This is a genomic window from Pseudomonas sp. B21-010 (genome assembly GCF_024749325.1).
In the GTDB taxonomy this organism is placed as follows: Bacteria; Pseudomonadota; Gammaproteobacteria; order Pseudomonadales; family Pseudomonadaceae; genus Aquipseudomonas; species Aquipseudomonas kilonensis.
In genome coordinates, this window is record NZ_CP087198.1 from 1 (window position 1) to 26,449 (window position 26,449).

Below are 26,449 nucleotides of genomic sequence, written 5' to 3' on the forward strand. Positions count from 1 at the left end.
GTGTCAGTGGAACTTTGGCAGCAGTGCGTGGAGCTTTTGCGCGATGAGCTGCCTGCCCAACAATTCAACACTTGGATCCGTCCACTACAGGTCGAAGCCGAAGGCGACGAGTTGCGTGTCTATGCACCGAACCGTTTCGTTCTCGACTGGGTCAACGAAAAGTACCTGGGCCGGGTCATGGAACTGCTCGACGAGCATGGCAATGGCATGGCGCCTGCGTTGTCCTTATTAATAGGCAGCAAGCGCAGCTCGGCACCGCGCGCCGCACCCAACGCGCCGCTGGCCGCCGCAGCGTCACAGGCCCAGCAGGCTGCAACGGCACCGGTTAACAACCATGTTGCCCCGGCACCCGCGCCTGCCCCGAGCAAACGCAACGCACAAAAGGTCGCCGAGGTCAGCGAAGAGCCCTCCCGGGACAGCTTCGACCCGATGGCCGGTGCCAGCTCCCAGCAGGCTCCGGTGCGTGCCGAACAGCGCACCGTCCAGGTCGAAGGTGCGCTCAAGCACACCAGCTACCTGAACCGGACCTTTACCTTCGAGAATTTCGTCGAAGGTAAATCCAACCAACTGGCTCGCGCTGCGGCCTGGCAGGTCGCGGACAACCCCAAGCATGGCTATAACCCGCTGTTCCTTTATGGCGGCGTAGGCTTGGGTAAGACCCACTTGATGCATGCGGTGGGCAACCACCTATTAAAGAAGAACCCGAATGCCAAGGTCGTGTACCTGCATTCCGAGCGTTTCGTGGCCGACATGGTCAAGGCGCTGCAACTGAACGCGATCAACGAGTTCAAGCGTTTCTACCGTTCGGTGGACGCTTTGCTGATCGACGATATTCAGTTCTTCGCCCGCAAGGAACGTTCCCAGGAAGAGTTTTTCCACACCTTCAACGCATTGCTTGAAGGCGGGCAGCAGGTCATTCTCACCAGTGACCGCTACCCGAAAGAAATCGAAGGCCTTGAAGAGCGCCTCAAGTCGCGTTTCGGCTGGGGCCTGACGGTGGCCGTCGAGCCGCCCGAGCTGGAAACCCGGGTCGCGATCCTGATGAAGAAAGCCGACCAGGCCAAGGTCGAGCTGCCTCACGATGCCGCGTTCTTCATCGCCCAGCGTATCCGCTCCAACGTGCGTGAGCTCGAAGGTGCCCTCAAGCGGGTGATCGCTCACTCGCACTTCATGGGCCGCGACATCACCATCGAGTTGATTCGCGAATCCTTGAAGGACCTGTTGGCGCTTCAGGACAAACTGGTTTCTGTGGATAACATTCAGCGAACCGTTGCGGAATACTACAAAATCAAGATTTCCGACCTGCTGTCCAAACGCCGTTCGCGTTCGGTAGCACGTCCGCGTCAGGTGGCCATGGCCTTGTCCAAGGAACTGACCAACCACAGCCTGCCGGAAATCGGCGATGTGTTTGGCGGACGCGACCACACCACCGTGCTGCACGCCTGCCGCAAGATCAACGAACTTAAGGAATCCGACGCGGACATCCGCGAGGACTACAAGAACCTGCTGCGTACACTGACCACTTGATGACCACCAGCGCAGCTTATTAAGGCAAGGGACTAGACCATGCATTTCACCATTCAACGCGAAGCCCTGTTGAAACCCCTGCAACTGGTCGCAGGCGTCGTCGAACGCCGCCAGACCTTGCCGGTACTTTCCAACGTGCTGCTGGTTGTCGAAGGCCAGCAATTGTCGCTGACCGGTACCGACCTGGAAGTCGAGCTGGTCGGTCGTGTGCAACTTGAAGAACCGGCCGATCCGGGTTCCATCACCGTGCCGGCGCGCAAGCTGATGGACATCTGCAAGAGCCTGCCCAACGACGCGCTGATCGACATCAAGGTCGATGAGCAGAAGCTCGTGGTCAAGGCCGGCCGCAGCCGCTTCACCTTGTCCACGCTGCCAGCCAACGATTTCCCGACCGTTGAAGAAGGCCCGGGTTCGCTGACCTGCAGCCTGGACCAGAGCAAATTGCGTCGCCTGATCGAACGCACCAGTTTCGCCATGGCCCAGCAGGACGTGCGTTATTACCTCAACGGCATGCTCCTGGAAGTGTCGGCCGGCGTCATCCGCGCCGTCGCCACCGACGGCCACCGCCTGGCCATGTGCTCGATGCAGGCCGATATCGGTCAGCCGGATCGCCACCAGGTGATCGTGCCGCGCAAAGGTATCCTGGAGTTGGCCCGCCTGCTGACCGAGCCGGACGGCAACGTCAGCATCGTGCTGGGCCAGCACCACATCCGCGCCACCACTGGCGAGTTCACCTTCACGTCGAAGCTGGTGGACGGCAAGTTCCCTGACTACGAGCGCGTGCTACCAAAAGGTGGCGACAAGCTGGTCCTGGGCGATCGCCAGGCGCTGCGCGAAGCTTTCAGCCGTACCGCGATCCTGTCCAACGAGAAGTACCGTGGCATCCGCCTGCAACTGGCCAATGGTCAGCTGAAGATCCAGGCGAACAACCCGGAGCAGGAAGAAGCGGAAGAAGAAGTAGGCGTTGAGTACAACGGCGGCTCCCTGGAAATCGGCTTCAACGTCAGCTACCTGCTCGACGTGCTGGGCGTGATGACCACCGAGCAAGTGCGTCTGATCCTGTCCGACTCCAACAGCAGTGCGCTGGTGCAGGAGTCCGATAACGACGATTCGGCTTACGTTGTCATGCCGATGCGTCTGTAACCAGCTAGATGTCCTTAAGTCGCGTCTCGGTCACCGCGGTGCGCAATCTGCACCCGGTGACCTTCTCCCCTTCCCCCCGCATCAATATCCTTTACGGCGCCAACGGCAGCGGCAAAACCAGCGTCCTGGAAGCCGTGCACCTGCTAGGGCTTGCCCGTTCGTTTCGCAGCACCCGCCTGTTACCGGTCATCCAGTACGATCAACTGGCATGCACGGTGTTCGGGCAGGTGGAACTGGCTGAAGGTGGCCATAGCGCCCTGGGGATATCGCGGGACAGGCAAGGCGAGTTCCAGATCCGCATCGATGGGCAGAACGCTCGCAGCGCTGCTCAGCTGGCAGAGATCCTGCCATTGCAGTTGATCAACCCGGACAGCTTCCGTCTGCTGGAGGGCGCACCGAAGATTCGCCGGCAATTTCTCGACTGGGGCGTGTTCCACGTGGAACCGCGCTTCATGACCACTTGGCAACGCCTGCAGAAGGCGCTGCGCCAGCGAAACTCTTGGCTGCGACATGGTACACTTGACGCCGTTTCGCAAGCGGTTTGGGACAGGGAACTGTGCCAGGCCAGCGCTGAAATCGATGAATACCGCCGCGCTTACATCAAAGCCTTGAAACCGGTCTTCGAGCAGACCTTGAGCGAACTGGTTGAGCTTGAGGGCCTGACGCTCAGCTATTACCGAGGCTGGGACAAGGACCGGGAACTGAGCACCGTGTTGGCTGGCTCGCTGCAGCGCGACCAGCAGATGGGCCATACCCAGGCCGGACCACAACGTGCTGACTTGCGTCTCAGATTGGGCGCACATAACGCCGCGGACATCTTGTCCCGGGGGCAGCAGAAGTTGGTGGTGTGTGCCTTGCGCATAGCCCAGGGGCATCTGGTCAGCCAGGCCCGCCGCGGTCAGTGTATTTATCTGGTGGATGACTTGCCGTCCGAGCTGGACGAAGCCCACCGCCGCGCACTATGCCGCTTGCTGGAAGACTTACGCTGCCAGGTTTTCATCACCTGTGTAGATCACGAATTATTGAGGGAAGGCTGGCAGACGGAAACGCCAGTCGCTCTGTTCCACGTGGAACAGGGCCGTATCACCCAGACCCACGACCATCGGGAGTGAAGGCATTGAGCGAAGAAAATACGTACGACTCAACGAGCATTAAAGTGCTGAAAGGCCTGGATGCCGTACGCAAACGTCCCGGTATGTACATTGGTGACACCGACGATGGTAGCGGCCTGCACCACATGGTGTTCGAGGTGGTCGACAACTCCATCGACGAAGCCCTCGCCGGCCATTGCGACGACATCAGCATCATCATCCACCCGGATGAGTCCATCACCGTTCGCGACAACGGCCGTGGCATCCCGGTAGACGTGCATAAAGAGGAAGGCGTTTCCGCCGCCGAGGTCATCATGACCGTCCTCCACGCAGGCGGTAAGTTCGACGACAACTCCTACAAGGTCTCTGGCGGCCTGCACGGCGTAGGTGTTTCGGTAGTGAACGCACTGTCGGAAGAGCTGGTCCTGACCGTTCGCCGCAGCGGCAAGATCTGGGAGCAGACCTACATCCACGGCGTGCCCCAGGCACCCATGGCGATCGTTGGCGACAGCGAAAGCACCGGCACCCAGATTCACTTCAAGGCCTCGAGCGAAACCTTCAAGAACATCCACTTCAGCTGGGACATCCTGGCCAAGCGGATTCGTGAACTGTCCTTCCTCAACTCCGGTGTCGGCATCGTCCTCAAGGACGAGCGCAGTGGCAAGGAAGAGCTGTTCAAGTACGAAGGTGGCCTGCGTGCGTTCGTTGAGTACCTGAACACCAACAAGACCCCGGTCAACCAGGTGTTCCACTTCAACGTCCAGCGTGAAGACGGCATCGGCGTGGAAATCGCCCTGCAGTGGAACGACAGCTTCAACGAGAACCTGTTGTGCTTCACCAACAACATCCCGCAGCGCGACGGCGGTACTCACCTGGTGGGCTTCCGTTCGGCGCTGACCCGCAACCTGAACACCTACATCGAACAGGAAGGCCTGGCGAAGAAGCACAAAGTCGCCACCACCGGTGACGATGCCCGTGAAGGCCTGACCGCGATCATCTCGGTGAAAGTGCCGGATCCGAAGTTCAGCTCCCAGACCAAGGACAAGTTGGTGTCTTCCGAAGTGAAGACCGCGGTCGAACAGGAGATGGGCAAGTACTTCTCCGACTTCCTGCTGGAAAACCCGAACGAAGCCAAGCTGGTGGTCGGCAAGATGATCGACGCCGCTCGTGCCCGTGAAGCGGCGCGCAAGGCCCGTGAGATGACCCGCCGCAAAGGCGCGCTGGACATCGCCGGCCTGCCGGGCAAACTGGCTGACTGCCAGGAAAAGGACCCTGCCCTGTCCGAGCTGTACCTGGTGGAAGGTGACTCTGCTGGCGGTTCCGCCAAGCAGGGCCGCAACCGCCGTACCCAGGCCATCCTGCCGCTCAAGGGCAAGATTCTCAACGTCGAGAAGGCGCGCTTCGACAAGATGATTTCCTCCCAGGAAGTCGGCACCTTGATCACGGCGTTGGGCTGCGGCATTGGCCGCGAAGAGTACAACATCGACAAGCTGCGCTATCACAACATCATCATCATGACCGATGCTGACGTCGACGGTTCGCACATCCGTACCCTGCTGCTGACGTTCTTCTTCCGTCAGTTGCCGGAGCTGATCGAGCGCGGCTACATCTACATCGCCCAGCCGCCGCTGTACAAGGTCAAGAAAGGCAAGCAAGAGCAATACATCAAAGACGACGACGCCATGGAAGAGTACATGACGCAGTCGGCCCTGGAAGACGCGAGCCTGCACCTGAACGAAGATGCCCCAGGCATTTCCGGTGAAGCCCTCGAGCGCCTGGTGAATGACTTCCGCCTGGTGATGAAGACCCTCAAGCGTCTGTCGCGCCTGTACCCACAGGAACTGACCGAGCACTTCATCTACCTGCCCGCCGTAAGCCTGGAGCAACTGTCCGATCACGCAGCGATGCAGGATTGGCTGGCCCAGTACGAAGTACGCCTGCGCACCGTGGAAAAATCCGGCCTGGTCTACAAAGCCAGCCTGCGTGAAGACCGTGAACGTAACGTCTGGCTGCCGGAGGTCGAGCTGATCTCCCACGGCCTGTCGAACTACGTCACCTTCAACCGCGACTTCTTCGGCAGCAACGACTACAAGACCGTCGTATCCCTCGGCGCGCAACTGAGCACGCTGCTGGACGACGGTGCGTACATCCAACGGGGTGAGCGCAAGAAAGCCGTGACCGAGTTCAAGGAAGCCCTTGAATGGCTGATGGCCGAAAGCACCAAGCGCCACACCATCCAGCGATACAAAGGTCTGGGTGAGATGAACCCGGATCAGCTGTGGGAAACCACCATGGACCCAGGCTCGCGCCGGATGCTGAAAGTCACCATCGAAGACGCCATTGGCGCGGACCAGATCTTCAACACCCTGATGGGTGATGCGGTCGAGCCTCGTCGTGACTTCATCGAGAGCAATGCGCTGGCGGTATCCAACCTGGATTTCTGATCCCTTCAGCAGCACCGCTCCAAAAAAAAGCCAACGCTTATGCGTTGGCTTTTTTTTACGTTTGAAAAACGTGCACCCTTTTCAGACCTGTGGATAAAAAACGGGGTAACTCGGTAACACCTTGGCACAAAGCCTTCATGCTCAATAGGTTAGGAATTGAGTGAGAGCCCCGGATAACGGGGCCTCAGATTTTCTGGCGCAGAACTTGCGTGTTGAATAAATTACACATCGTTTCTTTAAATTGACAGGGGAGCGGTGGGTACGAGGTGACACGAATAAATCCAACACCAAGGGTAGTCTCAATGAGCGGTACGCAAACTTCCAATCATCTGGAGCAAGGGCTCAAACCCCGGCATGTGACGATGCTATCCATCGCCGGCGTCATCGGCGCTGGCCTTTTCGTTGGCTCCGGCCACGCCATCGCGGCGGCCGGTCCAGCCGTGCTGCTGGCTTACGCTGCCGCGGGTGCCCTGGTGGTGCTGGTGATGCGGATGCTGGGCGAAATGGCGGTGGCCTCGCCCGACACCGGTTCCTTCTCCACCTATGCTGACCGTGCGATTGGTCATTGGGCCGGTTTCACCATCGGCTGGCTCTACTGGTGGTTCTGGGTGCTGGTTATTCCGCTGGAGGCCAACGCCGCCGCGACGATCCTGCATGCCTGGTTTCCGAACGTGGCGATCTGGGCCTTCACCTTGGTCATCACCCTGCTGCTGACGGTCACCAACCTGTTCAGCGTGAAGAATTACGGGGAGTTCGAATTCTGGTTCGCCTTGGTCAAGGTAGTGGCGATCATCGGCTTCATCGGTCTTGGTGTGATGGCGATCTTCGGCGTGCTGCCCACCAGCCAGGTCAGCGGTGTTTCGCACCTGTTCGACACCCAGGGCTTCCTGCCCAACGGTATGGGCGCGGTGTTGGGGGCAATCCTGACCACCATGTTTTCGTTCATGGGCACCGAGATCGTGACCATCGCGGCGGCCGAATCGAAGAACCCTGGCCAGCAGATTTCCAAGGCGACCAACTCGGTTATCTGGCGGATTGGCTTGTTCTATCTTGTCTCTATCTTCATCGTTGTCGCCCTGGTGCCGTGGAACGATCCGCTCCTGGCCAGCGTCGGTTCCTACCAGACGGTGTTGGAGCGCATGGGCATCCCCAATGCCAAACTGATCGTCGATATCGTCGTTCTGGTGGCAGTTACGAGCTGCCTGAACTCGGCGCTGTATACGGCTTCGCGGATGATGTTCTCGTTGGGCAAGCGTGGTGATGCGCCGGCCGTTTCCCAGCGCACCAACAAGAGCGGTACACCTTACTGGGCGGTGATGCTGTCGACCGGGGCGGCCTTCCTGGCGGTATTCGCCAACTACGTGGCGCCGGCTGCTGTGTTTGATTTCCTCCTGGCCAGCTCCGGCGCCATTGCGTTGCTGGTGTACCTGGTCATCGCGATTTCGCAGCTGCGCATGCGCAAACAACGCATGGCGCGTGGTGAAAAAGTCGCCTTCAGCATGTGGCTGTTCCCCGGCCTGACCTACGCGGTGATTGTCTTCATCGTCGGGGCCTTGACCATCATGCTGTTCCAGGAAGCCCATCGTGTGGAGATCCTGGCGACGGGGCTGCTGAGTGTTTTGGTGGTGGTGTCCGGTTTGCTGATACAGCGCCGCCGGATCGCAAAGGCAGGAAGCCTGGTGCAGACGATCGGTTGATATCCATTGTGGCGAGGGGATTTATCCCCTCGCCACGGATGTAATCAAATAACTAACTCGCGACAGACGCTTCGCTCCCCGCCGTCACACTCTCCAACCGATACCCATACCCATAAATCGTCAGCAATTGCCAACCCCGGTCTGCCGTCAGGCCGAGCTTGTTGCGCAGGCGATAGATGTGGGTGTCGAGCGGGCGGGACGAGGTCATTTCCTCGTGGGTCCAGAAGCGTTCATAGAAATACTCCCGAGACAGCGGCCGGCCCAGGTTGGCGAACAGGCACCGGGCCAGGCGGTATTCCCGCTCGGTCAGGCTGATGGGTATGCCGGCGCGGGTAATGGTCAGCTCGGCGTCGTCGAACGCCAGGTCGTTGAACACCAGCACGTCGCTGGCGGGCGCGCGTTGCAGGTTGTGACGGCGCAGCACAGCGGTGACCCGGGCCTTGAGCTCGTTGGGTCGGAAAGGTTTGCTCACATAGTCGTCAGCACCGGCGTTGAGGGCCTGGACGATGTCGTGTTCGCCGTCGCGGCTGGTCAGCATGATGGCGGCCGGTGGCGAATCCATGTGCTCGCGGGTCCAGCGCAGCAATGAAAGCCCGCTGATGTCCGGCAGTTGCCAGTCGAGGATCAACAGGTCGAAGGTTTCCCGGCGCAGTTGCCGCAACAAGTCCTCGCCTCGCTCAAAGCTGTGCAGGGTCCAGGCTTGCTCGCCCCTGCCGGGGATTTGTTGCAGGGTCTGTTCTACCCGGCGTAGCTCGGCCGGTTCATCGTCCAGTATGGCGACACGCATGGAATGCGATTCCTTGATCTCGAGAGTAACGGACATCTTCAGGTGGCAATGAAACGCAGCCGGTGGCTGATTCGTTGTCATTGACCTGTCGCTGGCTGCGACAATACCGGCTCGCGGCACAGAGGGAAAGGCAGCAGCGCGTCACCCATCGAGTCCCGTTATAGTCACGGGCTTTGCAGGCCCGTAAAGAAATCCCCAGTCCTTGAGGTTGGCCAGGAGGCCTATGAGTAACCAGCGTCGCCGTGAAAGTCGTGAGCCAACCCAGGTCCAGCAGTTGTTTCGTCAGTTGGTGCGGGAGTGGTTGTGGATAAGTTTGTTGCTGTTGCCGCTGACGGCCTTGCTGTCATTGAGCAGCCAATCGACGGGTAACCATCCAGGCGCTGTGTTGTTGTCGGTGTGTCTGGTGGCCTGTGTATTGGGCTTGCTGCTGTTGCGCCCGCGCCTGGCCTTGTGGACAACAGTGGGCGGCATGAGCCTGGCCCTGTTGATCAGTGCAGTGCTGGGCGCGCGAGGCTGGTGGTGGTCGCCCATGGCAAGTGTGCTGGGCATGCTGTTCGGCTACCTGATCTGGAATTGGCGGCGCCTGAGTGTGGTGCTGGCCTATTTCGGCTGGGAGCTGGCACGCCTGGACGCGGAGCCCAAGGTTTTCCCGGAGCGTCGCCGCGCCTCCTACACCGGCAGCGACCGCTTGCAGGGGCAGATCATGGCCCTGGAACAAGCCATGAGTCGAACCCGCGACACCCGGCGCTTCATTGCCGACGGCCTGGAATACCTGCCGGTGGCGACCATGATCAGTGATCCTCAAGGCAAGCTGTTGCTTGGCAATCGCAAGGCGCGCGAGTTGTTCGGCCATGGCCTGGCGGGCGGCGACGTGCTGGAGCATCTCGGGCAATTGGGTTATCCAGGGTTGGAGCATGGGGCGCATCATCGGTTATCCACATTGCCCTTGGTGGAGTTTCGCGACATTCGCGAGCGCAGCTTGCGCCTGGAACGGGCGGCGTTATTGCCGGTTGATGGCGATGCGCCGATTGGCTGGTTGTTGAGCCTCACGGACCTGAGTGCCGAACGTGAGGCTGAAGAACAGCGCAGCGTCATGCTGCGTTTTCTCTCCCACGACTTGCGCGCCCCGCACTCGGCGATCCTTGCATTGCTCGATGTGCAGCGGCATCAGGTCGGTGGGGATAATCCGCTGTTCGACCAGATCGAGCGCCAGGTACGTCGCGCCCTGGACCTGACCGAGGGCTTCGTGCAATTGGCCAAGGCCGAATCCGAGGCGTATCAATTCCAGCCGACGCTGTTCGCCATGCTGGTGCTGGATGTGCTCGACCAGGCGCTGCCCATCGCCCAGGCAAAACGCATCCAGTTGATTCATGAAATAGAGGATGAAGAGGCGATGGTGAGGGCGGATCAACCGTTGCTGACCCGTGCCCTGTTCAATCTGCTGGAAAACGCCATCAAGTACAGTGCGCCCGACGCCTGCATTTCGCTGCAGGTTCATTGCACCCCGGGCTGGTTGATCTGCAATGTCGCCGACCAGGGCAAAGGCATCAGCGCCGAAGAACTACCCGACCTGTTCAGTCAGTACCGACGGTTTTCCTCGGCTCACGGGGTCGATGGAATTGGCTTGGGGCTGTCGATGGTCAAGGCCGTGGTTGACCATCACGAGGGGAAAATCGAGTGCCGTAGCGTGGTGGGTAAAGGCACGACGTTCAGCCTGCGTTTCCCGTTATTGGAAGATTGAAAAAGATCGCGGCTTTCGGCTGTAGGAGCTGCCGAAGGCCGCGATTTTTTGGTGCTATAAAAAACTTATGCACCTAACCGCGGGTTTTATGTGTTTAGGAAATATGTATTAAAAACATAGACCTACAGCATAAAAACAACGGATTTCGAAAAAACGGTACACAGGTTATCCACAGATCTCAAACAGCGAGCTGGTCGGTGGTGGCCGGTGTTGTCGGGGTCGGAGGCAGCGAGCCCATTTCCCGTTGTGTCTGTTCATTCCAGGCTTGGACTCGGTCATTGAGCTCGGCGATGGCGCGCGGCCCAGTGCCTTCGGCATACATCGGCGCGCCGATCACCACAGTGATGACGCCTGGTTTCCTGATCCAGCCAGCCTTGGGCCAGAATTTGCCGGCATTGTGTGCAATCGGCAGCACGGGTAGATCGGCGTTCACGGCCAATGCCGAACCGCTGCGGGAGAATTTGCCGACGGTTCCATAAGGAACACGGGTGCCCTCGGGGAAGATCAGCACCCAAACGTTATCCTTGAGCAGTTCGTCGCCCTTCTTCGCGACCTGCTTGAGGGCTGCCTTGGGGTTGTCGCGATCGATAGCGATCGGGCGCAGCATCGCCATGGCCCAGCCGAAGAACGGCACGAACAACAGTTCACGCTTGAGCACTTGGCTCAACGGTTCGAAATAGGCCGAGAGAAAGAACGTCTCCCAGGTGCTCTGGTGGTTGGACTGGATCACACAGGGCCGGTCAGGCACATTCTCGGCGCCTTTGATTTCATAGCTGATGCCCAGGAACACCTTGCTCAACCACAGGGCGCAGCGGCACCAGTACACGTTGATGAAACGGTAGCGCGCCTTGAACGGCAAGAAAGGCGCGATAAAAAAACTCAAGGAACACCACAGCAAGGAACTGGTGCCCAACAGCAGGTAAAAGAGAAAGGCGCTGATGGCCTGCAATATAGACATAGCGGCATTTACCGTTGCGGGCAATGCCCGCCTGTTCAAGCGCTTCCCGAACAATCCTTGATCAGGTTGTCTTGGGAGCTCTAATTGTGGATAAGTTCAGCGGCAATCGCCGCCAAGTCGTCAAAAATCAAGGTGCCCACCGGTAGGGTCTTGCCCAGAGTCTTCTCGCCTTTCCCGGTCTTTACCAAAACTGGCTGACAATCGACGGCTTTGGCCGCCTCCAGGTCACCGAGGCTGTCGCCGACGAACCACACACCCGCCAGCGCCACGCCGTAATGCGCGGCAATGGTTTTCAACATGCCCGGCTTGGGCTTGCGGCAATCGCAACCTTCGTCCGGCCCGTGCGGGCAATAGACGATCAGCCCGACTTCCCCGCCCTGCTCCGCCACCAATGCACGCAGGTGCTCGTGCATGGCTTCGAGCATGGCGAGGTCATAATAACCGCGGGCAATGCCCGACTGGTTGGTGGCAACCGCCACCGTCCAGCCGGCCTTGCTCAACTGCGCGATGGCTTCGATTGAACCGGGTAGCGGCAACCACTCCTCCACCGATTTGATGTAAGCGTCGGAGTCGTGATTGATCACCCCGTCCCGATCGAGAATCAGCAGTTTCAACAGCAGCTCCTCAACCCAGCACGGAAATATCGGCAATATTGAGGAACAGGCTGCGCAGGCGTGCCAGCAATGCATAACGATTCTTGCGAACGTCTTCGTTGTCCGCATTCACCATCACGGCTTCAAAGAACGCATCGACCGGCTCGCGCAATGCCGCCAGGCGCGCCAGTGCCTCGGCATAATCGCGTTTTTCCATGAGCGGTTGCACCGACGCATACGCCTGTTGAATCGCCGAGTTGAGCGAAAACTCGGCGGCATTATCAAAGTAACGTGCTTCAACGGCTTTGACGGAAGGCTCGGCCTTGCTCAGCAGGTTCGACACACGCTTGTTCACCGACGCCAGCGCTGCCGCTTCCGGCAATTTACGGAACGCTTGCACCGCTTGTACACGCTGGTCGAAGTCCAGGGCCGAACCTGGTTTCAGGGCACGCACCGACAGGTAGGTCGCGACTTCGACACCTTCGTCTTCATAACGCGCACGCAGGCGGTCGAAGATGAATTCCAGCACGGCATCGGCCAGGCCGGCAGCCTTGACCTTGCTGCCGAACGCATTGACGGCGAATGCCACGGCGTCGTTCAGGTCCAGGTCCAGCTGCTTGTCGATCAGGATCCGCAACACGCCCAGCGCCGCACGACGCAAGGCATAAGGGTCTTTGCTGCCGGTAGGCAGCATGCCGATACCGAAGATGCCGACCAGGGTGTCGAGCTTGTCAGCGATCGCCACGGCCGCACCGGTCAGGGTGGTCGGCAGCTCAGCACCAGCACCGCGCGGCATGTACTGCTCGTTCAGTGCCAGGGCCACGTCTTGCGGCTCGCCATCGTTGAGGGCGTAGTAGTAACCGGCGACGCCTTGCATCTCCGGGAACTCACCGACCATCTCGGTGGACAGGTCGCACTTGGACAGGATGCCAGCACGGGCCGCGCGCTGGGCGTCGCCGCCGATGCGTGGGGCGATGAACGCCGCCAGTTTCGACACGCGCTCGGCCTTGTCGTAGACGCTGCCGAGTTTTTCCTGGAACACCACGTTGCGCAGGCGCTCGTTGAAGCTTTCCAGCGACTGCTTCTTGTCTTGCTTGAAGAAGAATTCGGCATCGGTCAGGCGCGGGCGAACGACTTTTTCGTTACCGGCGATGATCTGCTGCGGGTCCTTGCTTTCGATGTTGGCGACCGTGATGAAGCGCGGCAGCAACTTGCCTTCGGCGTCCAGCAGGCAGAAGTACTTCTGGTTGTCCTGCATGGTGGTGATCAGCGCTTCCTGCGGCACTTCAAGGAAACGTTCCTCGAACGAGCACACCAGCGGCACCGGCCATTCCACCAACGCGGTCACTTCGTCCAGCAGGCTGGCCGGCACGATGGCGGTGCCTTCCTGCAGGGTGGCCAGCTCTTCGGTGCGCTTGCTGATCAGTTCGCGGCGCTCGTTGGCGTCGGCCAGCACGTAGGCGGCACGCAGGTCGGCCAGGTAGTTGGCCGGCGAGGTGATGCGCACGCTCTGCGGATGATGGAAGCGGTGACCGCGGGAGTCGCGACCGGCCTTCTGGGCCAGGATCGTGCAATCGATGACCTGGTCACCGAGCAACATCACCAGCCATTGGGTTGGACGCACGAACTCTTCCTTGCGCGCGGCCCAGCGCATGCGCTTGGGGATCGGCAAGTCATTGAGGGAGTCTTCGACGATGGTCGGCAACAGGCTGGCGGTCGGCTTGCCCTTGATGCTCTGGCTGTAGCGCAGCTTCGGGCCGCTCTGGTCGATTTCGCTCAGGTCCACGCCGCACTTCTTGGCGAAGCCCAGGGCGGCTTGGGTCGGGTTGCCGTCGGCATCGAACGCGGCCTGGCGTGGCGGGCCGTCGAGGTTGATGCTGCGGTCTGGCTGCTGGGTCGCCAGGGCGGTGATCAGCACGGCCAGGCGGCGCGGTGCGGCGTACACCTGTTTGGCTTCGTAGCCCAGGCCGGCGGCTTGCAGGCCTTTGTCGATACCGGCCAGGAACGCATCGGCCAGGGTGTTCAGGGCTTTGGGTGGCAGTTCTTCGGTGCCCAGTTCAACCAGAAAATCTTGAGCACTCATTGTGCAGCCTCCAGCTTAGCCAACACTTCATCACGCAGGTCCGGGGTCGCCATCGGGAAGCCCAGCTTGGCACGGGCCAGCAGGTAGGCTTGCGCAACGGAACGCGCCAGGGTGCGCACACGCAGGATGTATTGCTGGCGCGCGGTCACGGAAATCGCCCGGCGTGCATCCAGCAGGTTGAAGGTATGGGACGCCTTCAACACCATTTCATAGCTCGGCAACGGCAGCGGCTGGTCCAGCTCGATCAGGCGCTTGGCTTCGCTTTCGTAGAAATCGAACAGCTCGAACAGCTTCTCGACGTTGGCGTGTTCGAAGTTGTAGGTCGACTGTTCCACTTCGTTCTGGTGGAACACGTCGCCGTAGGTCACCTTGCCGAACGGACCGTCGGCCCACACCAGGTCGTAGACCGAGTCCACACCCTGCAGGTACATGGCCAGGCGTTCGAGGCCGTAGGTGATTTCGCCGGTGACTGGGTAGCACTCGATGCCGCCCGCCTGCTGGAAGTAGGTGAACTGGGTCACTTCCATGCCGTTGAGCCAGACTTCCCAGCCCAGGCCCCAGGCGCCCAGGGTTGGCGATTCCCAGTTGTCTTCGACGAAACGAATGTCGTGCACCAGCGGGTCGAGGCCCACGTGCTTGAGCGAGCCCAGGTACAGCTCCTGGAAGTTTTCCGGGTTCGGCTTCAGCACGACCTGGAACTGGTAGTAGTGCTGCAGACGGTTCGGGTTTTCGCCGTAGCGGCCGTCAGTCGGGCGGCGGCTGGGCTGCACATAAGCGGCGTTCCAGGTTTCCGGGCCGATGGCACGCAGAAACGTGGCAGTGTGGAAAGTGCCGGCGCCTACTTCCATATCGTAGGGCTGAAGTACCACGCAACCTTGCTCGGCCCAGTATTGCTGGAGGGCGAGGATCAAGTCTTGGAAGGTACGCACGGCTGGCGTAGGCTGGCTCACGAAATTCACCTGTTTCTTGGGCTGCGATTTAAAGAGCGGGAGTATACCCGATTCGTTCGTGCGCACGCCCCCTGGAGCCTTATGCCACGCTGCTTTTGGTGTTCTGACGATCCGTTGTACATGGCTTATCACGATCAGGAGTGGGGCACGCCGCTGCGCGATGCGCAGGGTTTGTTCGAGTTGCTTTTGCTCGAAGGGTTCCAGGCCGGGTTGTCCTGGATCACCGTTTTGCGCAAACGCGAGCGCTACCGGGAGGTGCTGTACGGCTTCGATGTGCAGCGGGTGGCGCAGATGAGCGACGCCGAAATCGATGAACTGATGCTCGACCCCGGCATCATTCGCAACCGCCTCAAGCTCAAGGCCGCCCGCCGCAATGCCCAGGCCTGGCTGGCGTTGGAAGACCCGGTGGCATTTCTCTGGTCGTTCGTGGGCGACAAACCCATCATCAATCATTTCAAGGACCGCACCGAAGTGCCGGCCATCACGCCCGAGGCGCTGGCGATGAGCAAAGGCTTGAAAAAAGCCGGGTTCACCTTCGTCGGGCCGACCATTTGCTATGCCTTGATGCAAGCCTCGGGCATGGTCATGGACCACACCCAGGATTGCGACCGCTACGCCGAGTTGATAAACGGCGGTTAGAATAGCCGGCTCGCAACACGGCCCATACATTCAGGAGTGACCTGTGGATAAGTTGAAAGGCGCCTTGCTGGTCGGCGCTCTGCGGTTGTTTGCGTTGCTGCCCTGGCGGGCGGTGCAAGCGGTGGGCTCGGCCATTGGCTGGTTCATGTGGAAGCTGCCCAACCGCTCCCGCGACGTGGTGCGGATAAACCTCGCCAAATGTTTTCCCGAGATGGACCCGGCCGAGCGCGAACGCCTGGTGGGCCAGAGCCTCAAGGACATCGGCAAATCCCTGACCGAAAGCGCCTGCGCCTGGATCTGGCCGGCCCAGCGTTCCATCGATTTGGTACGTGAAGTCGAAGGCCTGGAGGTGCTGAAGCAAGCGCTGGCCTCCGGCAAAGGCGTGGTCGGCATCACCAGCCACCTGGGCAACTGGGAAGTGCTCAACCACTTCTATTGCAGCCAGTGCAAACCGATCATTTTCTACCGTCCGCCCAAGCTAAAGGCGGTGGATGAATTGCTGCGCAAACAGCGCGTGCAACTGGGCAACAAAGTCGCCGCATCGACCAAGGAAGGCATCCTCAGTGTCATCAAGGAAGTACGCAAGGGCGGCCAGGTGGGCATCCCCGCCGACCCGGAACCGGCCGAATCCGCCGGTATCTTCGTGCCCTTCTTCGCCACCCAGGCCCTGACCAGCAAGTTCGTGCCGAACATGCTCGCCGGCGGCAAAGCGGTCGGCGTCTTCCTTCACGCCCTGCGCCTACCGGATGGCTCCGGCTACAAAGTCATCCTCGAAGCCGCCCCGGACGCGATGTACAGCACCGACACCGAAACTTCGTGCGCCGCCATGAGCCAAGTGGTGGAACGCTACGTGCGGGCCTACCCGAGCCAATACATGTGGAGCATGAAACGCTTCAAGAAACGCCCGCCGGGCGAGGCGCGGTGGTACTGAAGGCCTTTTGCCTCCTATGAGTGGGATTGTTGGTGAATGCAGGATCTGTGAACACCCAAGAACCCCTGTGGGAGCGAGCTTGCTCGCGATGAAGGCGGCACACTCGACATCGATGCAAGCAGACCCACCGCTATCGCGAGCAAGCTCGCTCCCACAGTTTTTTCGGGTTGTTCACAGACCTTGCATCCACCACAAATCCCTGTGGGAGCGAGCTTGCTCGCGATAGCGGCGGCACATTCAACATCGATGCAAGCAGATCCACTGCTATCGCGAGCAAGCTCAGCTCCCACAGTTTTTCCGGGTCTGTTCACAGCCATCGCATCCATCCCCCAATCCCTGTGGGAGCGAGCTTGCTCGCGATGGCGGCGGCACATCCAACATCGATGCAAGCAGGCCCACCGCTATCGCGAGCAAGCTCAGCTCCCACAGTTTTTCCGGGTCTGTTCACAGCCATCGCATCCATCCCCCAATCCCTGTGGGAGCGAGCTTGCTCGCGATGGCGCCCTGACAGCCGCAGCCTAACTAACTGACCCGACCCTCCAGTGGCGAGGGAGCTTGCTCCCGCTGGGCTGCGCAGCAGCCCCAATCGAGCTAACGTATTCCCCCAGGCAAACCCAACGGAGGCCGAATGGATAGCGCTCCAGGCAAACGCGTCATCGTCATTGGTGCGGGCATCGTAGGCGCATCCCTGGCCTACCATCTGGCGACCCAAGGCGCGAAAGTCACGGTAGTCGAGGCCGAAGGCATCGCGTCAGGCGTGACCGGCAGCTCATTCGCCTGGATCAACACCTCCCATGACGAACCCGACTCCATTGCGCCATTGCGCGGTGCTGCCATCCAGGAATACCGCCGACTCGAAACACAGCTGCCCGGCCTGAAGATCCAATGGACTGGCGCCCTCTCTTACGGCGCGAGTTCAACAGCTACGGCAAACCGAATATCCCAATCACAGATCCGTGAACTTGAGCCAAACCTCAAGAACCCTCCTCAACAGGCTTCGTATGCGGTAGATCAAGGAGCACTGGACGCGGTAGCGGCAACCCATGCGTTGATCGCCGGTGCTCAAGCGAATGGCGCGAAAGTGCTCACTCAAACGCCGGTTCTCGGCTTTAAAACCCAGGGTTCCAGCGTGCGGGGCGTCGAAACCGCCGCGGGCGTCATCGAAGCCGATATCGTCGTATTGGCAGCCGGTACAGGCATCACGAAGCTGACCGACCTGCTTGAAGTTTGCCTGCCCATAGACGCCTCCCCGGCAATTTTCATCCGCTACACCTCGCCACCCAACCTGGTACGCACCCTCATCTCCAGCCCTGAAATGGAAGTGAGGCAAACCCCGGAGGGTGCGTTGCTGGCGGCCGAAGATTACCTGGACGACGCCCTGGAGAACCAACCATCGGGGATCGCGCTGCGCACCGCCAACGCCATCAAAAGCGAACTCCACGGCGTTGTCTCCCTGGATCTGCAATCGGCTCGTGTCGGATACAGACCCATGCCTGCCGATGACGTCCCCATCATTGGTTATCTTCCGCAGGTTGGCGGCGTATACGTGTGCGTCATGCACCCCGGCGTAACCCTGGCCGCGATCGTGGGTCGTCTGGCCAGTGAAGAGATCGTCGGCGACAAGGCTTGCCCTGCCCTCAACCCCTGCCGCCCAAATCGTTTTTTCCAAGCTTAGTGAGGGTTGAATGGCCTAAGCTCGCTTACTCCCAAATCAGCCAAGGAAGCGTCAATGGGTATTCAAGGTAAAGACCGTCAGATCGATAACATCGAGTTCAATGTCAGCGACATCGCCCGCAGCAAAGCCTTCTATGCAAGCGTATTCGGCTGGAATTTCGTCGAGTACGGCCCGACTTATACCGAATTCAGCGACGGTCGCCTGACCGGTGGCTTCACGACCGGTGAACCGGTGCGCCCGGGCGGCCCGTTGATCATCTTGTACGCGGATGACCTTGAGGCTACCCAACTCAGGCTCAAGGCCACAGGAGCGACCATCAGCCGTGAAGTGTTCGCGTTCCCGGGGGGCCGACGTTTCCATTTTATCGATCCGGATGGCTATGAACTGGCGGTGTGGTCGGCTTCCTGATGGTTGATTGATCACGAGGAGGCGCAAAGCCTCAATCGTGTCCATGATTAAGGGCCTGCGATATCGGCGACGTTGGGATGCAAAGCCATCTAAATCCGTCGGACTACCGTCCAGTCAGCAATATCGCACTTCCTCTGGTTCATTAATCAAGGAGTCCCCTCATGAACATCGACTTCACCGGCCGTCACGTGTTGGTCACTGGATCCACCAGCGGTATCGGTTTCGCGACAGCCAAAGGCTTCCTGGAAGCCGGCGCCCACGTGGTTATCAACGGTCGCAGCGGGAGCAGCGTGGAGGACGCGTTGCAGCGCTTGGGCGCCCTCGCTTCAAGGGCTGATGGCTTCGTTGGCGATCTGAGCAACGCGCCGGGCTGCCAGGCACTGATCGCCAAATACCCACGCTTCGACATCGTCATCAACAACCTGGGCATTTTCAAACTGGAAGACTTTTTCGAGACGCCGGACAGCGAATGGCAGCGCTTCTTCGAAACCAACGTGATGTCCGGCGTGCGTGTTTCCAGGGCCTACGCGCCCGGGATGGTCGAGCGCGGTTGGGGGCGGATCGTGTTTGTCTCGTCGGAATCCGGCGTAAACATTCCCGCTGACATGATCCACTACGGCTTCACCAAAACCGCCCAACTCTCAATTGCTCGCGGCCTGGCCAAGCGCCTCGCCGGCACCGGCGTGACGGTAAACTCGGTGCTGCCTGGGCCGACACTTTCCGAGGGCGTTGCCCAGATGCTCCAGGCAGACGTCGAGCGTACCGGGGACAGCCTGGAAAAGGTCGCGGCAGACTTCGTCAATCAGCACCGCAGCACCTCGATCATCCAGCGCGCGGCACGCGTCGAGGAAGTCGCCAACATGATCATCTACGCCAGCTCGGAACAGGCCTCGGCCACCACTGGCGCGGCGCTGCGGGTTGATGGTGGGGTGGTGGATAGCATCATTTAGCGGAGTGCATTGCTACAAGTGGGAGCCTGCTTCCGGGAAAACCGCGCCGGCCGATTGACGACGGCTGCGCCGCCGAGCGGGAGCAAGCTCCCTCGCCACAAATCGCATGCGTCTTCAGGCTATGGCTTACTCACGTTGGAACTCCACATGGAAGACTTGGAATGACTCGAATTATTGAAATCCTGATGTACACCTTAAAGCCAGGATCGGGATTGGACTTTCATCAAATAATGCAGAATGTAAGTGTTCCGCTTCACCTGGAAGCGGGCATAGACGTTGTTTCGTATGGCTGCTCATTACACGATAGTGACAGCTATCACCTGATTCGCTCCTATGAAAGCGAGAGCCATCGCCAAGTATCTCAAGAGGCTTTTTACGCAAGCGCTGCCTGGAAACAGGGCCCGAGAGAAGACATTATCAATCGGATTGAAATCAGTACAACGACAGTTCTGGCGCTCGCTCAAGACGCAATTGATGCCATCAGAGCTTGCGTAGATCTATCTAGAGCCGAAGTTCGATCCGCGTAGCTGAGATCGACAAAGGCAGGCCTTGTAGCAAACTCGGGATCAGGGAAAAGTACTAAAGACCGCCAAATTGGCGGTTTTTTGGTTTCGCTCTGGGCAAAGCCAACCCGACTAAGCAACAGCCACTCGATTACGCCCCAACGCCTTCGCCCGATACAGGGCTTTATCCGCATCGTTCATCAAGCTGTGAAGATCCTTGTTACAGGCCTCCGTCGATGCCACGCCAAGGCTGGCGGTTATGCAGTGAACAGGCTCGATCATCAAACCCGCAATCGTATCGATGAGTTGTTCTGCAATCTGGGTGGCGACCTCAATGGACGTGTCCGGAAGCAAAATGGCGAACTCTTCGCCACCGAGCCGACCGTGGATATCCGTTGCCCGAAACGACGAACTGATGACCGCCCCCATCTGGCGCAAAACCTGATCGCCGACCTGATGGCCGTAGGTGTCGTTGATGTGCTTGAAGTGATCCATGTCCAACATGACCGCGCACAACCCCAACCGGTTGGCCTTACATTCGTTGTAAAGCTGCTGGGCATGCTCGAAAAACGCCCGTCGACTCTTCAGGCCGGTCAGTTCATCGGTTTGAGCGGCGCGGGTTGAAATGCTGTTCGCCTGTTCCATTTCACGGGTGAGTCGAAAGGCGATTTCCAGTGCCTGGGACATTTTGTTCGTGGCGCGGGCCGCAAATGCCGCGAACACCAGAATCGAAAGGGCCATGCCGACTTGAGTCGGGGACGGTTGAAACAGCAGCCAGATCGTGCACGGCAACAGCACCACGCCAATGGAGACCAGTGTCATATCGCGATAGGCCGAGTAGCAGGACACCGCGCTGACCGACATGCCGACCGTAAAGAGCATGACCAACGCCTGCGACAACAGATCGTCCGCTGGCATGAGAACGAACGCGCCGCCGCCCCAGATGCTGGCGGATAGCACCAGGGTGACCCAGTATTTGCGCTCCCACCGTTGAGGCGTGCGCTGACTTTCGTCGCTGCGGAAATAGGCAACGAACATCGCGATACGCAACAGCGTCGATGCGGTCAGGATGGCCATCCACCAAAAAATAGCGCCGTGCTCAAAACGATCCCAACACAGCCAACTCAGCATGATGGCGGCAAGGTAGCTACCAAAAACCGCAGAAACGGATTGGCGAAACAGCTGCTGCAATCGGTCGGTGCGCACCTGCTCGGCTATTACAAAATCCTGGCCATTGCGCAATCTTGGGCCATACATTTGAATCACCTGGTTATGACGCGACAAAAAACGATTGTGGCACCCTGCCATTACCGTAAACAACTGAATTACTGTGACGAGGGGATTTATCCCCAAACGTTATGCAGGAACACAACCCCCGTGGCGAGGGAGCTTGCTCCCGCTGGGCTGCGAAGCGTCGAGCTGCGGTAGCGGGTGAACCCGCCAAAGAAAAACCCGACGCGTTACGTCGGGTTTTTCAGCGAGGGCAAGTTGTTACGGGTTACTCGACTTGCGACAGCTTGGCGTCATCGCAACCGGCAGCACGGCACTCGCGCTCGACAGCTTTGAGTATGACGATACGCGCCTCGGTCTTCTCGTTGGCACAGTCCAGGTAGAGCAGGCCATCGTTGGAACAGGCGCTGTCACGATTTTTGATCCACTGGATTTGAGCGGCTTTCACTTTTTTCTTTTGATCCGGGTTCAGCGCACTCATCGTCTTCTTGTATTGATCGTTGATGTCCTGATCCGACTGAACCATTTTCAGCGACGCGCAATAGGTTCTGTCATAGGCGTTTCTAGGGTTATCGCAACTCATCGCAGATGCCGATGCTGATGCCATTGCCAGCAATGCCCCAACCAACAAAGACTTGATCACTTACTTCTCTCCCTGAATGCCCTCTATTGATTAGAGGTCGCGGCTGGGAATTTATCATGGGGGTTGTAGAACAATGAAGCACAACTGCAACGCCCTCGACCGCCGCGCTGCCGGCGACTGCCTTTCGTTACAACTTTGACTTTCTCGACCAAAGATCGAGGTCGCTGCCGCACGCCGCAACGATGTAGTTCCCACACCAGGAGAATCCGAACGCCCGCACGTGGTCCCTGTAGATCACCGTGCAATCTGCTTGGTGACCCTTAATCAGCGCATTTTTGAAGGGTTTGCTCAGGATAAGGCTGTTTTCAGGCCAATCCGGGGAAACCAACTCCAGTCCTTCTCCGGCGAGGTTGCCGGTTGGCAAGCCACCGCCCTGTATGCCACACAGCGATATGACTTCATCGGCGATCACGCCAATGCCCTGGCAATGCAACCCAAGCTGGCTCAAGCCCGCATATTCTTCATAGTCGCGCTCAATTTTTTCGCCTGTGTCGCAGTGCACCACACTCCGACCCGAGCTTGAGACGACCAGCAAGTAGGGACCTTTTTGCGAAAACCCTACCGATAGCAGCCCGCCGACGGCTATCGAAGCAACATGGGTCCAACCCTCGGGGTTCTCATCAACAGGGATCTGGTCGATGAGTCGTATCAAGCGCTTTCGATTGTCTTCGCGTAATGAATTCATGAGTGCATTCGGATAGAAAAGGGGCAAGTTTATTCTGCCCTCCGCCCCCCTGTTCGGATCGAAAGACAGCAACCATCACGTATCGAGCGAGGCATCCCCAAGCCGGCCAAACATTCGTTTTTGATCGTTCCCACGCTCTGCGTGGGAATGCATCATTCCCACGCAGGAGCGTGGGAACGATCGATATGTATTTTCAGCCTTAAAAACCACAGGGTTGCAATTTGTTCCGTGAGAGCTTGCTCCCGCTGGGCAGCAAAGCAGCCCCCCACCCTCCCCGAAAAATGCCTACAGACTAAGCCGCATCATCCACTTCAAACCCTAACCGCAAACCCGTCTAGCCCCAATTTACGGGCCAAAATAAGCCCTGTTTATTCCGCTGGCGTGATCCTTCCCTCAAGCTACACATCCTTGCGCCATTACCTACAACTACGCCAGAATCCGCCCGCTTGTGCGCCTTGTCCCTGGGTTCTATCGTTTCCCTGCCACTGCCCATCAGTGGTCGGGTTTAGTAGCCCGAGGTATTTAGTAAGGTGCAAAGCTCTATCAGTCAGGTATCTCCATGCCTGTATTTGATGGCGGTTGTGCGCAGGGCGCTCTCGGGCGCGCCGGCTTGCTAAGTCCCCGGTCTACTAACCTGCGTACAGCTGCCACCCCTTGTTTAGTAGCTAGAGGGTTGCGGCTTCACCTATAGGACTTAAGCACATGATTAAACCTACACCGAATCCGCCAGAGGCGGACCAAGCTTCCCCGCGAACCAAATCCAAAGCCAAGAAACACGACGAAGCCACCAATCGCGCCTTGGATTACTACCTGCTACCAAAACCGGAAAAGTCCGAAGATACGTCCCAACCGGGCCAGCTCTTCACCGTCGCAAAAAACGCCGACAACGAATCCCTCCTCGCCAACCTCAGCGAAACCCTGGCGGCAGCCGACGCGATGGTCAGCAACCTGGCCTTCGACCTGGAAGGTCCTCGCCGTCACATCCTCCTCGGCATCCAGCAGTTGATTGAATTGAGCTCATTGCTGGCGAATCGGGTGTTGGATAACGTTGATCCGCGTTAGCCCGTGATCTTGCGGGCCTTTCCGTGACGCCGCACATTTCCAAGCATAAAAAAACGGGCCTGCATTCCCACGCAGCCCCGTTTTTTTCACCACCCGATCAGATCAAAACGCCGGCAAAACCGCGCCTTTGTACTTCTCAAGAATAAAAGCCTTCACTTCCGGGCTATGCAACGCCGCCACCAGCTTCTTCATCGCCTCACTGTCCTTATCATCCTCACGAGCCACCAGGATGTTCACATAAGGAGAGTCATTACCTTCGATGACCAGCGCATCCTTGGAAGGATCAAGCTTGGCTTCCAACGCATAGTTGGTATTGATCAACGCCAGGTCCACCTGGGTCAGCACCCGCGGAATGGTCGCTGCTTCCAGTTCACGGAATTTCAGATCCTTCGGGTTCTCAACAATGTCCTTGGTCGTCGACAGGATGTTGTTCGAATCCTTCAGCTTGATCACCCCAGCCTTCGCCAGCAGCAACAGCGCACGGCCGCCGTTGGTGGCGTCGTTCGGGATCACCACGTTGGCGCCGCCCGGCAGTTCTGTCAGTGCCTTGTACTTGCTGGAGTACGCGCCCAGTGGTTCCAGGTGCACACCGGCCACGCTCACCAGGTGCGTGCCCTTGGCTTTGTTGAACTCATCCAGGTACGGCTGGTGTTGGAAGAAGTTGGCGTCCAGGCGCTTTTCCGCAACTTGTACGTTCGGCTGGATGTAGTCGGTGAAGACTTTGACCTTGAGGTCCACGCCTTCTTTGGCCAATGCCGGTTTGACGAATTCGAGGATTTCCGCGTGCGGGACTGGGGTGGCCGCGACGGTCAGGGTGTCGGCGGCGTGGGCGGAAAACGCTGCGGCGGCAGCGAAGGCAACCAGTAGTTTCTTCATTCAGCTAACTCCTTGTGGGGCGCCTGCTCTTGGCGCCTGCCAGCGAATGGCCGGCTCATGGTTTATTGGCCGCGAGGCCTTATTTTCTAGAGAAATGCACAACCAGTTTGTCGCCCACGGTTTGCAGGACCTGCACCAGCACCAGCAGCAACACCACCGTGACCACCATGACGTCGGTCTGGAAACGCTGGTAACCGAAGCGGATCGCCAGGTCGCCCAAACCACCGGCGCCGACCACACCGGCCATGGCCGTGTAGGACACAAGCGTAATCGCTGTCACCGTAATCGCTGCAAAAATGCCCGGACGGGCTTCCGGCAGCAAGGCGTTGACGATGATCTGCCGCGTCGTTGCGCCCATGGCCTGGGTCGCTTCGATGATGCCGCGGTCGACTTCGCGCAGGGCGGTTTCCACCAGGCGGGCGAAGAACGGTGTGGCGCCGACCACCAGCGGTGGGATCGCGCCGGCCACGCCCAGGGAGGTGCCGGTGATCAATACCGTGAACGGGATCATCACGATCAACAGGATGATGAACGGCAGCGAGCGCAGGATGTTCACGATCAGCGACAGGAGCGCATAAACGCCCCGGGCTTCGAGCAACTGGCGCGGGCTGCACAGGAACAGCAGCACGCCCAGGGGCAGGCCGAGCAGCACGGTGAACAACAGCGAACCGAACAGCATCAGGAAGGTGTCGCCCGTCGCCAGCCAGATTTCCAGCCAGTCGATGTTGGAGAAGAACGAACTCAACAGTTCCATTAGCGCAGCACCTCCATGTGGACATCGGCCGCGGTGAAGCGGGCAAACGCCGCCTCCATGTCACCGCCGGTGATGGCGAGGGTCAGTTGCCCGTAGGGGGTGTCTTTGATGCGGTCGATACGACCGGCCAGGATGCTGTAGTCCACGCCGGTTTCCCGAGCGATGGTGCCGAGCAACGGCGCGTAGGTCGCGTCGCCCTGGAACGTCAGACGCACGATGCGGCCTGGGACGTGAGCGAAATCGTCGCGCTGTTCGCTTTCGTCGATCTGCTCGTCTTCCTGGACGAAACGCTTGGTGGTCGGGTGCTTGGGGTGCAGGAACACCTGGGCCACCGGGCCTTGCTCGACGATCACGCCGGCGTCCATTACGGCCACTTGATCGCAGACGCGGCGGATCACGTCCATTTCATGGGTAATCAGCACGATGGTCAGCTTCAGCTCGCGGTTGATTTCCGCCAGCAGTTGCAGCACCGAGGCGGTGGTCTGTGGGTCGAGGGCGCTGGTGGCCTCGTCGCACAGCAAAATCTTGGGTTTGGTCGCCAGGGCGCGGGCGATGCCGACGCGCTGCTTCTGGCCGCCGGACAATTGCGCCGGGTATTTCCTGGCGTGGTCGGACAGGCCCACCCGCGCCAGCAACTCGGCGACGCGCTGGTCGATTTCGCTGCGGGACAATTCGCCGGCCAGCGTCAGTGGCAGCGCCACGTTGTCGGCCACGGTCTTGGACGCCAGCAGGTTGAAGTGCTGGAAAATCATCCCGACTTGCTGGCGGAAGCGGCGCAGGCCGCTGGCGTCCAGGGCGGTGACTTCCTCACCGTCGACGATGATCTTGCCGCCCGTGGAATCTTCCAGGCGATTGATCAGGCGCAGCAGGGTACTTTTTCCCGCACCGGAATGGCCAATCAGGCCGAAGACCTGACCGTTCTCAATCGTCAGACTGGTCGGGTGCAGGGCGGGGATATCCTTACCGGCGACCCGGTAGGTTTTATGGACGTCTTGAAACTCGATCACGTAGCGAACCTTGTGGGGCGCGTTGGAAAAGGATCAGCGGTTAGCCGGGCGCGCATTTTAGCCTGTCCGTAT

General features: G+C 59.3%; 24 protein-coding genes. 13 read left to right on the forward strand and 11 right to left on the reverse strand.

Annotated elements, in window-relative coordinates; all coding sequences use genetic code 11:
- The 5 genes from dnaA (at window position 1) to gabP (ending at window position 7,902) form a co-directional block, all read left to right on the forward strand.
- Window positions 1–1,527: a chromosomal replication initiator protein DnaA gene (gene dnaA, locus LOY50_RS00005; RefSeq protein WP_258690091.1), complete on the forward strand. Its 1,527-nt coding sequence runs from the start codon at window positions 1–3 to the stop codon at window positions 1,525–1,527.
- Window positions 1,528–1,566: 39 nt separating this feature from the next.
- Window positions 1,567–2,670, forward strand: coding sequence for a DNA polymerase III subunit beta (gene dnaN / locus LOY50_RS00010; protein WP_003196145.1), 1,104 nt, complete (start codon window positions 1,567–1,569; stop codon window positions 2,668–2,670).
- Between the two features lie 8 nt (window positions 2,671–2,678).
- Window positions 2,679–3,782 carry a DNA replication/repair protein RecF gene (gene recF / locus LOY50_RS00015; protein ID WP_003196148.1) on the forward strand — a complete coding sequence of 368 codons (1,104 nt, stop codon included), beginning with the start codon at window positions 2,679–2,681 and terminating at the stop codon, window positions 3,780–3,782.
- A 5-nt stretch (window positions 3,783–3,787) separates the two neighbouring features.
- On the forward strand, window positions 3,788–6,205 hold the full coding sequence (gene gyrB, locus LOY50_RS00020; protein ID WP_253470577.1) for a DNA topoisomerase (ATP-hydrolyzing) subunit B: 2,418 nt from the start codon (window positions 3,788–3,790) through the stop codon (window positions 6,203–6,205).
- 302 nt (window positions 6,206–6,507) lie between these two features.
- On the forward strand, window positions 6,508–7,902 hold the full coding sequence (gene gabP, locus LOY50_RS00025) for a GABA permease (protein ID WP_214511131.1): 1,395 nt from the start codon (window positions 6,508–6,510) through the stop codon (window positions 7,900–7,902).
- A gap of 52 nt (window positions 7,903–7,954) precedes the next feature.
- Here the strand turns inward: gabP and LOY50_RS00030 are convergent, their stop codons facing one another.
- Window positions 7,955–8,689: a response regulator transcription factor gene (locus LOY50_RS00030; protein WP_253470579.1), complete on the reverse strand. Its 735-nt coding sequence runs from the start codon at window positions 8,687–8,689 to the stop codon at window positions 7,955–7,957.
- 223 nt (window positions 8,690–8,912) lie between these two features.
- Here LOY50_RS00030 and LOY50_RS00035 point away from each other — a divergent pair, with 223 nt between their 5' ends.
- Complete coding sequence (locus LOY50_RS00035; RefSeq protein ID WP_258690092.1) at window positions 8,913–10,430, forward strand: PAS domain-containing sensor histidine kinase; 1,518 nt, start codon at window positions 8,913–8,915, stop codon at window positions 10,428–10,430.
- A 178-nt stretch (window positions 10,431–10,608) separates the two neighbouring features.
- On the opposite strand, the gene LOY50_RS00040 is transcribed toward LOY50_RS00035, so the two are convergent.
- From LOY50_RS00040 to glyQ, 4 genes are all read right to left on the reverse strand, one after another.
- Entirely contained in the window at window positions 10,609–11,388 is a 780-nt protein-coding gene (locus LOY50_RS00040) for a 1-acyl-sn-glycerol-3-phosphate acyltransferase (protein WP_214511134.1), read from the reverse strand.
- A gap of 80 nt (window positions 11,389–11,468) precedes the next feature.
- Entirely contained in the window at window positions 11,469–12,008 is a 540-nt protein-coding gene (gmhB, locus tag LOY50_RS00045; protein ID WP_214511226.1) for a D-glycero-beta-D-manno-heptose 1,7-bisphosphate 7-phosphatase, read from the reverse strand.
- Window positions 12,009–12,012: 4 nt separating this feature from the next.
- A complete protein-coding gene (gene glyS / locus LOY50_RS00050) occupies window positions 12,013–14,064 on the reverse strand; it encodes a glycine--tRNA ligase subunit beta (RefSeq protein WP_258690093.1) in 2,052 nt (683 codons plus the stop codon).
- A complete protein-coding gene (glyQ, locus tag LOY50_RS00055) occupies window positions 14,061–15,014 on the reverse strand; it encodes a glycine--tRNA ligase subunit alpha (protein WP_003177094.1) in 954 nt (317 codons plus the stop codon). Before glyQ ends, glyS begins: the two co-directional genes overlap by 4 nt.
- 81 nt (window positions 15,015–15,095) lie before the next feature.
- Here glyQ and LOY50_RS00060 point away from each other — a divergent pair, with 81 nt between their 5' ends.
- The 6 genes from LOY50_RS00060 (at window position 15,096) to LOY50_RS00085 (ending at window position 20,144) form a co-directional block, all read left to right on the forward strand.
- Window positions 15,096–15,653 (forward strand): DNA-3-methyladenine glycosylase I, encoded by a 558-nt coding sequence (locus LOY50_RS00060; RefSeq protein WP_258690094.1) that lies wholly within the window; start codon window positions 15,096–15,098, stop codon window positions 15,651–15,653.
- Window positions 15,654–15,696: 43 nt separating this feature from the next.
- Window positions 15,697–16,584 carry a lysophospholipid acyltransferase gene (locus LOY50_RS00065; RefSeq protein WP_253470585.1) on the forward strand — a complete coding sequence of 296 codons (888 nt, stop codon included), beginning with the start codon at window positions 15,697–15,699 and terminating at the stop codon, window positions 16,582–16,584.
- 628 nt (window positions 16,585–17,212) lie between these two features.
- On the forward strand, window positions 17,213–18,259 hold the full coding sequence (locus tag LOY50_RS00070; RefSeq protein WP_258690095.1) for an FAD-binding oxidoreductase: 1,047 nt from the start codon (window positions 17,213–17,215) through the stop codon (window positions 18,257–18,259).
- Window positions 18,260–18,313: 54 nt separating this feature from the next.
- Window positions 18,314–18,667, forward strand: a complete 354-nt coding sequence (locus tag LOY50_RS00075) for a VOC family protein (protein WP_214511139.1) — start codon at window positions 18,314–18,316, stop codon at window positions 18,665–18,667.
- Between the two features lie 161 nt (window positions 18,668–18,828).
- Window positions 18,829–19,617 carry an SDR family NAD(P)-dependent oxidoreductase gene (locus tag LOY50_RS00080; protein WP_214511140.1) on the forward strand — a complete coding sequence of 263 codons (789 nt, stop codon included), beginning with the start codon at window positions 18,829–18,831 and terminating at the stop codon, window positions 19,615–19,617.
- Between the two features lie 161 nt (window positions 19,618–19,778).
- Window positions 19,779–20,144: an NIPSNAP family protein gene (locus LOY50_RS00085; protein WP_014335799.1), complete on the forward strand. Its 366-nt coding sequence runs from the start codon at window positions 19,779–19,781 to the stop codon at window positions 20,142–20,144.
- A 108-nt stretch (window positions 20,145–20,252) separates the two neighbouring features.
- Here the strand turns inward: LOY50_RS00085 and LOY50_RS00090 are convergent, their stop codons facing one another.
- The 3 genes from LOY50_RS00090 to LOY50_RS00100 all read right to left on the reverse strand — a co-directional run bounded on the left by LOY50_RS00090 (window position 20,253) and on the right by LOY50_RS00100 (window position 22,678).
- Window positions 20,253–21,377: a diguanylate cyclase gene (locus LOY50_RS00090; RefSeq protein ID WP_258690096.1), complete on the reverse strand. Its 1,125-nt coding sequence runs from the start codon at window positions 21,375–21,377 to the stop codon at window positions 20,253–20,255.
- A 241-nt stretch (window positions 21,378–21,618) separates the two neighbouring features.
- Window positions 21,619–21,993 carry a lysozyme inhibitor LprI family protein gene (locus tag LOY50_RS00095; protein ID WP_033062452.1) on the reverse strand — a complete coding sequence of 125 codons (375 nt, stop codon included), beginning with the start codon at window positions 21,991–21,993 and terminating at the stop codon, window positions 21,619–21,621.
- Between the two features lie 127 nt (window positions 21,994–22,120).
- A complete protein-coding gene (locus tag LOY50_RS00100) occupies window positions 22,121–22,678 on the reverse strand; it encodes a hypothetical protein (RefSeq protein WP_258690097.1) in 558 nt (185 codons plus the stop codon).
- 702 nt (window positions 22,679–23,380) lie between these two features.
- Here LOY50_RS00100 and LOY50_RS00105 point away from each other — a divergent pair.
- Window positions 23,381–23,740 (forward strand): DUF6124 family protein, encoded by a 360-nt coding sequence (locus LOY50_RS00105; RefSeq protein ID WP_079301413.1) that lies wholly within the window; start codon window positions 23,381–23,383, stop codon window positions 23,738–23,740.
- A 102-nt stretch (window positions 23,741–23,842) separates the two neighbouring features.
- Here LOY50_RS00105 and LOY50_RS00110 read toward each other — a convergent pair whose 3' ends face one another.
- The 3 genes from LOY50_RS00110 to LOY50_RS00120 form a co-directional block, all read right to left on the reverse strand.
- Entirely contained in the window at window positions 23,843–24,616 is a 774-nt protein-coding gene (locus LOY50_RS00110) for a MetQ/NlpA family ABC transporter substrate-binding protein (protein WP_253470597.1), read from the reverse strand.
- 79 nt (window positions 24,617–24,695) lie between these two features.
- Window positions 24,696–25,370 (reverse strand): methionine ABC transporter permease, encoded by a 675-nt coding sequence (locus LOY50_RS00115; protein WP_003196204.1) that lies wholly within the window; start codon window positions 25,368–25,370, stop codon window positions 24,696–24,698.
- The gene (locus LOY50_RS00120) at window positions 25,370–26,377 is read right to left on the reverse strand and encodes a methionine ABC transporter ATP-binding protein (protein WP_214511146.1); all 1,008 of its coding nucleotides are present in this window, start codon (window positions 26,375–26,377) and stop codon (window positions 25,370–25,372) included. Before LOY50_RS00120 ends, LOY50_RS00115 begins: the two co-directional genes overlap by 1 nt.
- Between the last annotated feature and the right edge of the window lie 72 nt (window positions 26,378–26,449).

What these genes read in the sequence shown, in the direction of transcription:
- dnaN (WP_003196145.1), top strand. Translation starts at nt 1,567, where the DNA reads ATGCATTTCACCATTCAACGCGAAGCCCTGTTGAAACCCCTGCAACTG.
- recF (WP_003196148.1), top strand. Translation starts at nt 2,679, where the DNA reads ATGTCCTTAAGTCGCGTCTCGGTCACCGCGGTGCGCAATCTGCACCCG.
- gabP (WP_214511131.1), top strand. Translation starts at nt 6,508, where the DNA reads ATGAGCGGTACGCAAACTTCCAATCATCTGGAGCAAGGGCTCAAACCC.
- LOY50_RS00030 (WP_253470579.1), bottom strand. Translation starts at nt 8,689, where the DNA reads ATGCGTGTCGCCATACTGGACGATGAACCGGCCGAGCTACGCCGGGTA.
- LOY50_RS00035 (WP_258690092.1), top strand. Translation starts at nt 8,913, where the DNA reads ATGAGTAACCAGCGTCGCCGTGAAAGTCGTGAGCCAACCCAGGTCCAG.
- LOY50_RS00040 (WP_214511134.1), bottom strand. Translation starts at nt 11,388, where the DNA reads ATGTCTATATTGCAGGCCATCAGCGCCTTTCTCTTTTACCTGCTGTTG.
- glyS (WP_258690093.1), bottom strand. Translation starts at nt 14,064, where the DNA reads ATGAGTGCTCAAGATTTTCTGGTTGAACTGGGCACCGAAGAACTGCCA.
- LOY50_RS00060 (WP_258690094.1), top strand. Translation starts at nt 15,096, where the DNA reads ATGCCACGCTGCTTTTGGTGTTCTGACGATCCGTTGTACATGGCTTAT.
- LOY50_RS00070 (WP_258690095.1), top strand. Translation starts at nt 17,213, where the DNA reads ATGGATAGCGCTCCAGGCAAACGCGTCATCGTCATTGGTGCGGGCATC.
- LOY50_RS00075 (WP_214511139.1), top strand. Translation starts at nt 18,314, where the DNA reads ATGGGTATTCAAGGTAAAGACCGTCAGATCGATAACATCGAGTTCAAT.
- LOY50_RS00080 (WP_214511140.1), top strand. Translation starts at nt 18,829, where the DNA reads ATGAACATCGACTTCACCGGCCGTCACGTGTTGGTCACTGGATCCACC.
- LOY50_RS00085 (WP_014335799.1), top strand. Translation starts at nt 19,779, where the DNA reads ATGACTCGAATTATTGAAATCCTGATGTACACCTTAAAGCCAGGATCG.
- LOY50_RS00090 (WP_258690096.1), bottom strand. Translation starts at nt 21,377, where the DNA reads ATGTATGGCCCAAGATTGCGCAATGGCCAGGATTTTGTAATAGCCGAG.
- LOY50_RS00100 (WP_258690097.1), bottom strand. Translation starts at nt 22,678, where the DNA reads ATGAATTCATTACGCGAAGACAATCGAAAGCGCTTGATACGACTCATC.
- LOY50_RS00105 (WP_079301413.1), top strand. Translation starts at nt 23,381, where the DNA reads ATGATTAAACCTACACCGAATCCGCCAGAGGCGGACCAAGCTTCCCCG.
- LOY50_RS00110 (WP_253470597.1), bottom strand. Translation starts at nt 24,616, where the DNA reads ATGAAGAAACTACTGGTTGCCTTCGCTGCCGCCGCAGCGTTTTCCGCC.
- LOY50_RS00115 (WP_003196204.1), bottom strand. Translation starts at nt 25,370, where the DNA reads ATGGAACTGTTGAGTTCGTTCTTCTCCAACATCGACTGGCTGGAAATC.